Source organism: Pedobacter sp. ASV28 (genome assembly GCF_016428855.1).
Classification (GTDB): Bacteria; Bacteroidota; Bacteroidia; order Sphingobacteriales; family Sphingobacteriaceae; genus Pedobacter.
Genome location: NZ_JAELTN010000016.1, coordinates 17,868 through 30,057, shown reverse-complemented (window position 1 = coordinate 30,057; position 12,190 = coordinate 17,868). Strand labels below are relative to the sequence as shown.

11 protein-coding genes are annotated in these 12,190 nt (G+C 39.2%); 7 read left to right on the top strand and 4 right to left on the bottom strand.

Features of this window, described 5'->3' with window-relative positions; translation table 11 throughout:
* The first annotated feature begins 34 nt into the window (after positions 1-34).
* The 4 genes from cysS to JHD79_RS07820 all read left to right on the top strand — a co-directional run bounded on the left by cysS (position 35) and on the right by JHD79_RS07820 (position 5,196).
* Entirely contained in the window at positions 35-1,495 is a 1,461-nt protein-coding gene (gene cysS / locus JHD79_RS07835; protein WP_199118667.1) for a cysteine--tRNA ligase, read from the top strand.
* 14 nt (positions 1,496-1,509) lie between these two features.
* Positions 1,510-2,496, top strand: coding sequence for a M28 family peptidase (locus JHD79_RS07830; protein ID WP_199118666.1), 987 nt, complete (start codon positions 1,510-1,512; stop codon positions 2,494-2,496).
* A 71-nt stretch (positions 2,497-2,567) separates the two neighbouring features.
* Positions 2,568-3,428, top strand: a complete 861-nt coding sequence (locus JHD79_RS07825; RefSeq protein ID WP_199118665.1) for a DUF4440 domain-containing protein — start codon at positions 2,568-2,570, stop codon at positions 3,426-3,428.
* An 877-nt stretch (positions 3,429-4,305) separates the two neighbouring features.
* Positions 4,306-5,196, top strand: coding sequence for a glycerophosphodiester phosphodiesterase family protein (locus JHD79_RS07820; protein WP_199118664.1), 891 nt, complete (start codon positions 4,306-4,308; stop codon positions 5,194-5,196).
* A gap of 121 nt (positions 5,197-5,317) precedes the next feature.
* On the opposite strand, the gene JHD79_RS07815 is transcribed toward JHD79_RS07820, so the two are convergent.
* From JHD79_RS07815 to map, 3 genes are all read right to left on the bottom strand, one after another.
* A complete protein-coding gene (locus JHD79_RS07815) occupies positions 5,318-5,527 on the bottom strand; it encodes a heavy-metal-associated domain-containing protein (protein WP_199118663.1) in 210 nt (69 codons plus the stop codon).
* 123 nt (positions 5,528-5,650) lie between these two features.
* Positions 5,651-8,074, bottom strand: coding sequence for a heavy metal translocating P-type ATPase (locus tag JHD79_RS07810; RefSeq protein WP_199118662.1), 2,424 nt, complete (start codon positions 8,072-8,074; stop codon positions 5,651-5,653).
* 83 nt (positions 8,075-8,157) lie between these two features.
* Positions 8,158-8,922, bottom strand: coding sequence for a type I methionyl aminopeptidase (gene map, locus JHD79_RS07805; protein WP_199118661.1), 765 nt, complete (start codon positions 8,920-8,922; stop codon positions 8,158-8,160).
* A 251-nt stretch (positions 8,923-9,173) separates the two neighbouring features.
* Here map and JHD79_RS07800 point away from each other — a divergent pair, with 251 nt between their 5' ends.
* The 3 genes from JHD79_RS07800 (at position 9,174) to JHD79_RS07790 (ending at position 11,322) form a co-directional block, all read left to right on the top strand.
* A complete protein-coding gene (locus tag JHD79_RS07800) occupies positions 9,174-9,284 on the top strand; it encodes a phenylalanyl-tRNA synthetase subunit alpha (RefSeq protein WP_199118660.1) in 111 nt (36 codons plus the stop codon).
* 122 nt (positions 9,285-9,406) lie between these two features.
* Positions 9,407-10,837, top strand: coding sequence for a 23S rRNA (uracil(1939)-C(5))-methyltransferase RlmD (gene rlmD, locus JHD79_RS07795; protein ID WP_199118659.1), 1,431 nt, complete (start codon positions 9,407-9,409; stop codon positions 10,835-10,837).
* A gap of 74 nt (positions 10,838-10,911) precedes the next feature.
* Complete coding sequence (locus tag JHD79_RS07790; RefSeq protein ID WP_199118658.1) at positions 10,912-11,322, top strand: hypothetical protein; 411 nt, start codon at positions 10,912-10,914, stop codon at positions 11,320-11,322.
* Between the two features lie 67 nt (positions 11,323-11,389).
* On the opposite strand, the gene JHD79_RS07785 is transcribed toward JHD79_RS07790, so the two are convergent.
* Entirely contained in the window at positions 11,390-12,109 is a 720-nt protein-coding gene (locus JHD79_RS07785) for a head GIN domain-containing protein (protein ID WP_199118657.1), read from the bottom strand.
* Positions 12,110-12,190: the final 81 nt, after the last annotated feature.

The following is a 12,190-nucleotide window of genomic DNA, read 5'->3' as shown; positions in this document are numbered from 1 at the left end:
TGTTTTCCTAGTCAAAAATTCTACATTTGTAGCCATGATACAAGAACTACAGTTATACAATACCATTTCACGCAAAAAAGAAGTTTTTAAACCTTTAAATTCACCACACGTGGGGATGTATGTGTGCGGGCCTACGGTGTATAGTGATGTGCATTTGGGCAACTGTCGTACTTTTATTTCATTTGACCTGATTTTCCGTTACCTTAAATATAGTGGTTACAAAGTACGTTATGTACGTAACATCACCGATGCAGGCCATCTGGAAGGAGATAGGGACGAAGGAGATGATAAGTTTGCAAAACGGGCAAAGCTAGAACAACTAGAGCCTATGGAAATTGTACAAAAGTACACCTTGGGTTTCCATGAAGTACTAAGGATGTTCAATACCCTTCCACCAAGTATAGAGCCAACGGCAACTGGGCATATTATCGAACAGATAGAGATGATAAAATCTATTATGGCTAATGGCTACGCCTATGAAATAAAAGGTACAATCTATTTTGATGTAGAGAAATATAGTAAATCCTATAATTATACCATATTAACCAACCGTAAGTTGGAAGACTTACTGGAAAATACCAGAGAGCTAAGTGGACAGGATGATAAGAAGGGTAGGCTTGATTTTGCATTATGGATCAAAGCTAAGCCGGAAACATTAATGCAATGGCAATCACCTTGGGGCATGGGTTTTCCTGGTTGGCATATCGAGTGTTCTGCCATGAGTGCGAAATATTTGGGACAGGAGTTTGATATTCACGGAGGTGGAATGGATTTGGCAGCCACACATCATACCAATGAAATTGCCCAATCTGAAGCTTGCTCCCACCATCAGCCGGCAAAATACTGGATGCATACCAATATGCTTACCGTTAATGGTACACGCATGTCGAAGTCGGCGGGTAATGGTTTTTTACCGCATGAACTGTTTACGGGAAATCACCCTTTACTGCGCAAAGGTTATAGCCCAATGACCGTGAAATTCTTTATGTTGCAGGCACATTATCGTAGTACGCTAGATTTTAGCAACGATGCATTAGACGCCTCTGAAAAAGGATTTAGAAGATTGATGAATGCCGTAGCATTGCTGCCAAAATTGGTGGCCTCCGAAACAGGTAATATAGAGATTGAACCATTGCGCATCAAATGTGTGAATGCCATGAACGACGACTTCAATAGTCCTGTGGTAATTGCCGAGCTTTTTGAGGCGGTAAGGATCATCAATACCGTTTATGATGGTTCTGCAAAGATTACAACCGCAGAACTGGAAAAACTAAATACCTTGGTTCATGATTTTGTATTTGATATTTTTGGATTGCAGGATGAAGAAAGCAGTAACTTGGAGCTCAACGAAATTTTGGATATGATGATTGCACTTCGTAAGGAAGCCAAGGAAAATAAAGATTATGCCACATCCGATTCTATTCGCATAGGCCTCCAAAAAATAGGCATACAGTTAAAAGACAGTAAAGAAGGTACAACCTGGAGTAAAATCTAAGCCAAATAAGGAAAATGAACAAAAAACGATTACTATTCCCATTGTTGGTATGTTTAGCCATACAGGCTTGCCAGCAAAACCAAACATCAACTACCGAAAATGCTGCGGAAGAAGTTAAATTGATTTCTCCAGCTTTCGATGCAGATAGCGCTTTTGCTTATGCCAAGGTACAGGTAGATTTCGGACCGCGTATCCCTTCGAGTAGTGCCCATGCAAAATGTGCAGATTATTTGGTGGCTAAATTGAAAGGTTTTGGCGGTGATGTTTTCATACAGACCGCACCAGTAAAAACTTATGACGGAAAAAGCCATACCTTAAAAAATATTATCGCTGCATTTTATCCTGAAAAAAAACAAAGGATTTTGATTACCGCACATTGGGATGCCCGGCCATTTTCAGACCAGGATCCTGATCAAAACATGAGAGATAAACCTTTTGATGCGGCAAATGATGGAGCTAGTGGAGTGGCTGTTATCTTAGAGATGGCCCGCCAGATCAAGGCAAATCAACCAAACGTAGGTGTAGACTTTATCCTTTGGGATATTGAAGATTATGGAAAATCGAATGACGAAACACCTAACGAAACTACATGGTGTTTGGGTTCTCAGTATTGGGTTAAAAATCCTCCTGTTAAAAACTATAAACCACTTTATGCCATTAACCTTGACATGGTAGGCGGTGGAAATGCCCAATTTACACAAGATGAAGTCTCCAGAAAATATGCAGCTAGTGTAGTGAACAAGATTTGGAACATAGGAAATGAAATTGGTTATGGTAACTATTTTGTAAATGTAACATCTGGAAATATTATCGATGATCATTTTTGGATCAATCAAGCGGGTATCCCGGCAGTAGATATTATACATTATTCTGACGCTGCGGGCTTTTATATGAATTGGCATACCCAGCTAGATAATCTAAATAATATTGACAGGAACACTTTAAAGGCGGTAGGACAAACGGTACTGGAAACGATTTACAGAGAAAAAGCAAGCCTTTAATGTGTAATTGTTGATTACTTTTTTGTGGTTCTAACCAGTCAAACTTTAAATTCGTAGTATAATAATTGAACATGAATAAAATATATTTATCTATTTTAGCCGTTGCTATAGGCACAAACGTATATGCGCAAAAATCAGATGGCTCTGTGAAGTCGCTAGTAAATGCCGAAAAGGCTTTTGCACAAGCGGTAGCAAAAGATGGAGCTAATGCCGCCTTTACCAGATTTGCAGCCGATGACGCCATCGTTTTTCGCCCAAACCCAATCAATGCCAAAAAATATTTCTTAACGGCAAAAGATATTAAAAACTTGAGCTGGGAACCTAATTATGCCCGTTTATCAAAGAGCAGAGACTGGGGTTTTACCTCAGGAACTTATGAAATTGGTGGTGAACAGAAATCTTATGGACATTACCTGTCTATTTGGAGAGGTAAGGATGGGGAATGGCAGTACATTATGGACTTAGGTTCCGATTCCAATAAACCTATCAAGGGTAAAGAGGCTAAAAATACTTTTATAGAGCCAGTGGGTACTTATGCGCCCCATTTTGCTTCGAAAAAAGATTTGAAAACAGCAGTAGACGTAATTTATAGTACTGAGAAAACCTTAAATACCATGCTGAAAACACATGGTGTAATGGCCTTTTCAGGTTTTTTAAATCATGATGCCCGTTTACTTTTCCCGGGTACCGACGCCATGATAGGTAAAGATGCGATATTGGCTTTTAATAACCGTATGATCGATAAGATTAACCTTAAAACTACACAGGCAGATAAGGCTTTGGGAGGTGATTTTGCCTATACCTATGGCATAGCAACTATTGATTATAAGGCGAATCTACGCGAAAGCTTTAATTATGTGTTCATCTGGGAACGTCAGCCAGATGCCAATTGGAATATTATTGCGCAGGTATTTACAGTGGCCGAACGCTAATCAAACAAAACCAAATACCATATATAAACTTGAGGATTTTGACGATATGTCGAGATCCTTTTTTTATGTTAAGCATTTGTGCCTGAAATATGTGGAAAAAACAGATTGGAAAAAACAGAAAAAAAATAATTTATATCAATCTAAATTTGATAATTTTTGGTCCGCAACTCAGTGATGATAAGCTTTTTCTGTTGTGGAACTATTGCGCCTCTTCTAATGAAAATATAAGTCAGTCTTCAACTCCGTTGGTCGGGATTTGTAATCACGACCCGGTTAAGAGTGGATTTTAAATCCAGCCATAAGAAATAATATTATTGGTGAATCCCTGAAGTAGTGCACGTGTGCAAAATGAATAGGACTATGCGCCTATTTTTGTCTAGCGCAAGCATTAGCGTAACATGTACCGATTTTATCGGTAGGAACTCTTGTGCTCAGTAGGTAAAGTTTTTTGACCTAGGCGCTTTCCCTTTGCACGCCTGACTAATTTCTTGTGCGTGCTGTTTGTGGGGTAGTACTGAAGTTTCACTTCCTATTGCGGCGGAATCCAATAAGGCCGTTATGCGTTCTTGGGAATGTGCTTCGGACGTCCAACCTCGGTCCCTAAGCAATTCAACAGTTAACCAATTTACTGATTAACCAACCCCGGTCTTTGCTCCTTACTCCTTGTTCTTTGCTCCTTTCTCCTTTTTCTCCCAACACTCAAGCTTCGGACTCCGGACCTCCGACCTCCAACAATTAACCAGTTGAACGATTCACCGATTAACCAACATCCGATTATCAAATAGCTTACTTAAGTTTAGAAAATTCCTCATTTTAAATAAGAAAAATTTTATCATTGCATATGCTATCCCTACATATTAAAGCTTTAAACAATACGATGAAAAAAGTAATCCTTACGTTCTTATCCATTACCCTATCCATATGCACGGTTGTAGCGCAGAAAAAAGCATCATCTTTCGACATACAAGGCAATCGTGGAGCACGAGGTTTAATGCCCGAAAATACCATTCCTTCCATGATCAAGGCTTTAGAAAGTGGGGTAACAACACTGAAGATGGAAGTCGTTATTTCTAAGGATAAACAAGTGGTCGTTTCGCAGGAACCTTATTTTAACCAAGAGATCAGCATCTCTCCCGATGGAGAACCAATTACCCTTAAAAATCAAAAAAACTATAATATCTATAAAATGGACTACAGCGAAATAAAGCAATTTGATGTAGGTTCCAAGCCCCATCCTCGCTTTCCGCACCAGGAAAAATTCAGGATAGAAAAACCCTTACTGGCCGATCTGATTGACAAAGTGGAGTTTTTTGCCAAGAAAAAGAAATTACCTAAGACAGTATATAATATTGAAACCAAGCTGATCAGGAATGGCGATAATGAATTTCAGCCCAGTCCAGAGGTGTACGTAGAATTGGTCATGGCCGTTGTGAAGGAAAAAAAGATAGAACAGCGAGTAATTATTTCCTCTTTTGATATGAGAACCCTACAATACCTGCACCAAAAATATCCGAATATACAAACCGCTTTGGGAATTGATGAAAAAGAAGATTTTGAAAATAATATTAAAGCACTGGGTTTTACACCAACCATTTACAGCCCGTATTTACCGTTGGTGGGTAAAGGCTTGGTAGATAAATGCCATGCAGCTGGCGTAAAGATTATTCCATGGACCGTAAATACCGTGAAAGAAATGCTTTACCTGAAAAATTTGGGGGTTGATGGGATCATTACTGATTACCCAAATCTAATGGTAGAAGGTAAATAGGATTTTGCTATTCCTTCAAATTTTCCATCATTTCGACGAAGAATGAGAATATATCTAACGATTATTAGGTGTCGCCGGATTTGCTCTATATATACGAAATGACGGAAAATGGGTTCTTGGTTTAAATTTTCTCTGCTTTATAACCTATCTTTTGAAGAGACTTTACTAAATCTGCTTCGTCAATATCCTCTCCTTGCACAGTTAAAATCTTGTTGGGGTTTTCGGTATCTACTTCCCATTTTTCTATTTGTTCCTGATCATTTAATGTCGACGTAACTTTGGCTACGCAAGCGCTACAATTGATGTTGGTTTTAAATTTTATGGTATTCATGTTTATTTATAATTTAATGTGAGTTCTGGATAAGAAATGTTCTAATTTTAAGATTGTTAAGCCACTAAACCCTTGTTCAGCTTTAAGACTGGGCTTGTTTGGTACAGTAAGCCAATGGCCTAGTTATATTTTTTTCCATTTTAAGCGTAAACTATTGGCTACCACACTTACCGAGCTAAAGGCCATAGCTGCTCCTGCCCACATGGGGTCTAACAGAAAACCATTTATGGGGTATAAAATACCTGCAGCAATTGGAATGCCTATAATATTATAGATGAATGCCCAGAACAGGTTTTGCTTGATGGCCTGAACCGTATATTTTGAAAGATGAATGGCATCAGGTATTTTGGCCAGATCAGAGGAGATAATGGTCATTTTGGCAACATCCATGGCAATATCACTTCCCTTGCCCATAGCAATGCTTACATCGGCCTGCGCCAGGGCATTTGAATCATTAATGCCGTCTCCTACCATAGCTACAATTTTGCCTTCTTGTTGGAGCTCTTTTGCAAAATTTGCTTTTTCTGCAGGCAGTACATTGGCCCTATATTCGTCAATTCCCAATTGCTCGGCTACCGCTTTTGCCGTTTCTACATTATCGCCAGTTAACATATACACTTTAATGCCGTCTTTGTGAAACTGCTTAATGGCTTCGGCAGAAGAGGCTTTCAATTGATCGGCAATGGAAATGGTAGCTAATAGTGTTTGATCATTGCTAAACAAGACTACTGTTTGAGCTGCTCTTAGTTGTGTGTCTATCCAGGCTGAAGCTGTTTCATCAACATTGATGCCTCTCTCCTTAGTCAGTATGGTATTCCCAATAATATAGGTTTGTCCATTATATTTTCCTTCAATCCCCTGGCCGCTAAGATTTTCAATAACCAGGTTGTTAATAAAAGTGGATGATGCATTTAAGTGTTGTACAATGGCATCGGCCAATGGATGCTCTGAAGACTTTTCAATGCTAAATAAAATATCCCTTAGCTCATCAGTTTGAGCTGAAAACCACTTTATCGATTTAACGCTTGGCTTACCTTCGGTAATGGTTCCAGTTTTATCTAAAATAATGGCATTGATTTTTTTTGCCAATTCTAGGCTTTCCGCATCTTTAATTAAAATACCCTGTTCGGCACCTTTGCCAACCCCAACCATAATAGCTGTTGGTGTAGCCAAGCCCAGGGCACATGGGCAGGCTATCACTAAAACGGTCACAAAAGCGATTAAGCCGTGGCTGAAACCATTTTCGCCACTTAAGAAATACCATGCGGCAAAACTCAACAAGGCAATGCCAATAACAACCGGAACGAATATCGCTGCAATCTGATCTACCAATTTCTGTACTGGCGCCTTGCTTCCTTGGGCGTCTTCTACCATTTTAATGATGTGTGCCAAAATAGTATCACTACCCACTTTTTCCGCTTTGAATTGAAAGCTTCCTTTTTGGTTAATCGTACCTGCAAATACCTTTTCACCAATGCTTTTTACAACGGGAATAGGCTCTCCGCTAATCATGCTCTCATCAACAAAAGAATGTCCGCTGGTGACTTCGCCATCTACGGCAATGCGTTCCCCTGGTTTGACCAATAGAATTTGGTTGACTTGCACAGAGCTAATGGACATATCCATTTGATGACCATTGTCATGTACAACAGTTACTGTTTTGGGCTGCAGGCCCATTAGTTTTTTGATGGCTGAAGAAGTGTTGCCCTTGGCTTTTTCTTCCAGCAATTTGCCTAATAAAATAAATGCAATGACAATGCCTGCCGCTTCAAAATAGACATGTACATGGATACCATGTTGATGCATAAAATTGGGAAATAACGTAACAAATACGCTAAAGATGTAGGCAATGCCTGTGCTCATGGCTACCAGGGTATCCATGTTGGCAGAACGATGCTTGGCCTGTTTCCAAGCTCCAATAAAGAATGATCTTCCATAGATGAACAGCATGGGGGTAGCTAATGCCCACATGATATAATTGGCATAGGGAATGCCCATAAAGAACATGCCGATAACAAACAATGGCAAGGCCAGGATAATGGCGCCGATGACTCGTTTCTTCAATAGTTGGTAATGGTTTTCTTGAATGTTGGCCAACGACTCTTTGGCGGTAATGCTATCTTCAATTAATAAATCATAGCCAGCGGCCTGCACTGCTTCTTTTAAACTTTGGGCATTTGTTAAACCGGGAATGTATTCCACTTTAGCCATGGTATTGGCATAATTCACCTCGGCATGTACCACACCAATCTGATTATTTAGTGTTGCTTCGGTATTGGCTGCGCAAGAAGCGCAAGACATGTTTGTTACTGGAAAAGCCTGTTTCACAGTAGGGACATCATAACCCAAATCTCTTATTTGTTTTACCGCTGCCTGAACTACCTCTTCAGGATATTTTTCAACAGTAATAATGGCCCTATGATTGTTCAGTTCTACCTTGTGCGATGAAATTCCTTTTATATTGGCTAATCCCTTATCAACAATTAAGGCACAATGTTCACTGTCAACATTTGTTAATGGGATGGATATAGGCTCGTTGGCTTTCATGATCTTTAACTTGTTGTACAAAGTTAGGGTAATCAGCCAGCCCGAATGTTATATGATTTCCCGAAATGCTTACATGTTTTGGGCTATGCCCAAATTTTATTCATTTCGGTAAGAATGATAGGCTGGCTATCGGTAATTAAAATAGTATGCTCGTGTTGAACCGTATATCCTCCTTTGTTGCCTTTTAGTGTCCAGCCATCCTGCTGCTCAACAGCTAGGGTAGAGTGCGTAGAAATAAAGGTTTCTATGGCGACCACTGAATTTTTTTTGAATCTCCTAAAATCTAGGTGGTCACGGTAGTTTAAAATATGGTCGGGTTCCTCATGAAGCGAGCGGCCAACGCCGTGGCCTGCTAGGTTTTTAATGACCTTGTAACCCCGTTTTTTAGCTTCCATATCCATTAATTGGCCAATGTCGGCAATCCTAACTCCTCCCTTTATCTTACTGATCGCTTTTTTAAGTATTTCTTTGGAAGCTTCCACCAATTTTTGATGTTTGTGAATGTCGGTGCCAAGTACAAAAGAGCCACCATTATCAGCCCAAAAGCCATCAAGTTCGGCAGATACGTCTATGTTGATCAGGTCACCTTCTTGCAATATTTTCTTTTCAGATGGAAGGCCGTGGGCAATTTCATCATTAATGCTAATGCAAGTACAACCGGGAAATTCATAGGTTAGAAAAGGTGCCGATTTGGCCCCGAAATCTTTTAAAATTTTGGCTCCATAATCATCTAACGCCTTAGTGCTCATACCAGGTTGGGCAAAGTTCCTCATTTCTTTAAGGGTGGTGGCTACTGCGGCGCCTACTCTTTGCATTCCAATAAGCTCTGATTCTTGGGTTATGGACATAGTTTATTTCTAATTGAAAATTGACATTATGGACTACAAAATTACGGTTTATTTCTCTAGAGAAGAAAAGCTTGTCATAAATGACATTCAATACAAATTTTAAAAGAAATATAAATAGGCTTACACATAAAATGATATGATTTAAAAAAGATACATCTTTTCTAAACAATTTGTTTATCATGATTTAACATAATACCATTTTGGTTTTTGGTTCAAATTCATTAAATTTGTATGATTAGCATATAAATAACATGAGCCAAGAGGTATTGGAAATTTCGGTGATGGTAGATGAACAGTTCGATGTGAGTTTTAATCTTACGGGCGGCATTTTAGGATTTATCCTTAAGGCATTTGGAGGTTAAAGTGGTATAATTGGACTTTTTTGCAGCTTTGTAAGCTTGTAATGGGTATTGTTATGCCCTAATTTTTGCTTTGCTAGTGATCTTTGCCTACTCGCTAAAGACTTTCCTTATATTTGCAGCAAATGAGTAGAAATAGAAAAAATGCTGAGCCCATTCGTATTACGGGTTTGAGCATTATCGATATTGCCGAAGAAGGCAAGGGTGTCGGTAAGTCAGATGAATTAGTGATTTTTGTAGATAAGGCAGTTCCTGGAGACGTAGTCGATGTACGTTTGGTGAAAAAGAAAAAGAATTTTGCTGAGGCAGTAATTGAAAATCTACAGACCCCATCTCAATTAAGGCAAGATGCTTTTTGTAGCCATTTTGGAACTTGTGGCGGTTGTAAATGGCAGCACATGCAATACAGTGCACAATTAACCTATAAACAGAAAAGTGTAGACTCGGCATTGCAGCGTTTGGCCAAGATAGATACGAGTACAATGGAGCCTATATTGGGGGCCCCAGATAATCGATATTACAGAAATAAGCTCGAATTTACTTTTTCAAATAAACGTTGGTTAGATAGCCATGATATGGCTTTTGAAGCTGAAGGCAGGGAGATGAATGCGCTGGGTTTTCATGTGCCGGGTAGATTTGATAAAATTCTGGCCGTTGAGCATTGCTATCTGCAGGAAGATCCAAGTAATGACATTCGTTTAAAGATAAAGGAATATGCCTTGCAGCATGACCTCAGTTTTTATGACCTGCGTAATCATGAAGGGGCGATGCGTAACCTCATTATTCGTACCTCGAGTACAGGAGAGATCATGGTTGTGGTGGTTTTTGCTTATGTGGAGCAAGAGCAGATCGATAAACTGATGGGATTTGTAAAATTAACTTTTCCAAAAATCACATCGCTATTGTACATTGTTAACCAAAAACGTAATGATACGATTTTTGATCAAGAGGTAGTTACCTATGCGGGTAGAGACTATATCTTTGAAGAAATGCCTTTGGGGAATGGAACTAGTGTAAAGTACAAAATTGGTGCTAAATCTTTTTATCAGACCAACTCGGCCCAAGCCTACGAACTGTATAAGATTACTAAAGAGTTTGCCGATTTAAAGGGTGATGAACTTGTATATGATTTATATACTGGAGCTGGAACTATCGCTAATTTTGTAGCCAACAGTGTTAAACAGGTAGTGGGGGTTGAATATGTTCCCTCCGCCATTGAGGATGCCAAGTTTAATGCTCAGCTTAATGGTATAGAAAATACAATATTCTATGCGGGAGATATGAAGGATATTCTCACCAGGGAATTTATATCGGCACACGGAAAACCTGATGTGGTAATTACCGATCCTCCAAGAGCAGGGATGCATGCAGATGTGGTTGAACGTTTGTTGGAAATGGAGGCAGATAAGATTGTGTATGTAAGTTGTAATGCGGCTACGCAGGCAAGAGATTTAGCCTTGCTGAAAGAAAAATACGATATAGTTAGGATCAAACCAGTAGATATGTTTCCGCATACACAGCATGTAGAGAATGTGGTATTGTTGAAGCTTAAATAGCGCTGTCCGCAAAAGAATTTTGGCTGCGGCAAGTTAAATTTGTGATAGATAAAAAGGAGATTAAATTTTAAAATATGGAATCGGAAGAATTATTAGGGGGGGCAAATGCCGATGGAAGTCAAGAAAATCAAGAAAAAAAGAAAAGCCCACTGGTCAGCTTAGAAAAAGATTTGGCTTTTTATGCCGATTCAATAAAGGAAGTTGCCGTAGAAATTATGGTAGAAGGGATATCTTCAACGCCAATTTTTATTGCTCACCAGCATGAAGTTAAAATTGGAGAAGTTATTCTAAATAAGGATGAGCTAAATACGAATTGGACAATCCAGGCTTCTACGTTAGAAGAGTTTATAGAAAAAGGTATTATATTGCCTAATAAGAAAGAACATTTCCTGAAGAACTATAAAAAACCTGAAGAATATATTTGTGTATTTGTAGTGGTGCCAGAAGGAGCCAACTTTATCTTCTATCCTTATCCAAAATCATAAGTTGAAAAAGAAAGCCTATGTTGCATCCACAACATAGGCTTTTTATTAACTAAATCTAAACTATTAACTATTTAATATGAGTGATGTCTGCACTCTTCGAATTCGACATTTTCCTTAGGGCGGCATTCCCCTTATAGTGGATGTCGCTTCCTCCACTAGCATTTACATCCAAGGCTTTTTCTACATATAGCTTGATGTCAGAGCCGCCGCTTGTATTTACTTTTGCATAATTCACCTTAAAACCGTAGGCATCTACATCACTTCCTCCGCTGGCAACAAGCACCATATTCTCTGCAGAACCTTTTAGGTCTAGATCGCTTCCCCCACTCGTGGTGATGGTAATGTCTTTGCATACAATGTTTAGCTCCAAATCCGATCCCCCGCTTGTAGTTAGGGTGATTTTGTCTGTATTCAAAATGTTTTCTGTATTTACATCGCTGCCACCGCTTGCTGTAATGGCGTTTAATTTCTTGTAAGTAATGTATACCTTGATGTCGGTATTCTTGAATAAACGGCTCCAATTCACCCCGTCTTTGTACTTAATGACCAAGTTGCCCGCATTCTGTTCTACGACTACATTCTTAATCACCTCTTCGCGGCCTTTGATGATAATGCTTTCTGAGCTCCCCTGGCTTAAGAAAAGATCTATGCCATTACTTACTGTTAAACTGTTAAAATTGCTCGCGTTTACGCTCCTTGAGCTTTGTGCCCAAGTGGCAAGGCTTAAGCCGCAGGCAAGAATGCAAACTAAGAATGTTGTTTTAAAAAAGTCAAAATTTCTTATCATGGTTAAAGTTGTTTACTATTAGACGTTGTTCGCTTCCCAAAAGTTGCAGGCCAACTAAAAAAAATCAATATTTGATTTTGT

Excerpts from the sequence above, each read along its gene's own strand:
- cysS (WP_199118667.1), top strand. The coding sequence starts at position 35 with ATGATACAAGAACTACAGTTATACAATACCATTTCACGCAAAAAAGAA.
- JHD79_RS07830 (WP_199118666.1), top strand. The coding sequence starts at position 1,510 with ATGAACAAAAAACGATTACTATTCCCATTGTTGGTATGTTTAGCCATA.
- JHD79_RS07825 (WP_199118665.1), top strand. The coding sequence starts at position 2,568 with ATGAATAAAATATATTTATCTATTTTAGCCGTTGCTATAGGCACAAAC.
- JHD79_RS07820 (WP_199118664.1), top strand. The coding sequence starts at position 4,306 with ATGAAAAAAGTAATCCTTACGTTCTTATCCATTACCCTATCCATATGC.
- JHD79_RS07815 (WP_199118663.1), bottom strand. The coding sequence starts at position 5,527 with ATGAATACCATAAAATTTAAAACCAACATCAATTGTAGCGCTTGCGTA.
- JHD79_RS07810 (WP_199118662.1), bottom strand. The coding sequence starts at position 8,074 with ATGAAAGCCAACGAGCCTATATCCATCCCATTAACAAATGTTGACAGT.
- map (WP_199118661.1), bottom strand. The coding sequence starts at position 8,922 with ATGTCCATAACCCAAGAATCAGAGCTTATTGGAATGCAAAGAGTAGGC.
- JHD79_RS07800 (WP_199118660.1), top strand. The coding sequence starts at position 9,174 with ATGAGCCAAGAGGTATTGGAAATTTCGGTGATGGTAGATGAACAGTTC.
- rlmD (WP_199118659.1), top strand. The coding sequence starts at position 9,407 with ATGAGTAGAAATAGAAAAAATGCTGAGCCCATTCGTATTACGGGTTTG.
- JHD79_RS07790 (WP_199118658.1), top strand. The coding sequence starts at position 10,912 with ATGGAATCGGAAGAATTATTAGGGGGGGCAAATGCCGATGGAAGTCAA.
- JHD79_RS07785 (WP_199118657.1), bottom strand. The coding sequence starts at position 12,109 with ATGATAAGAAATTTTGACTTTTTTAAAACAACATTCTTAGTTTGCATT.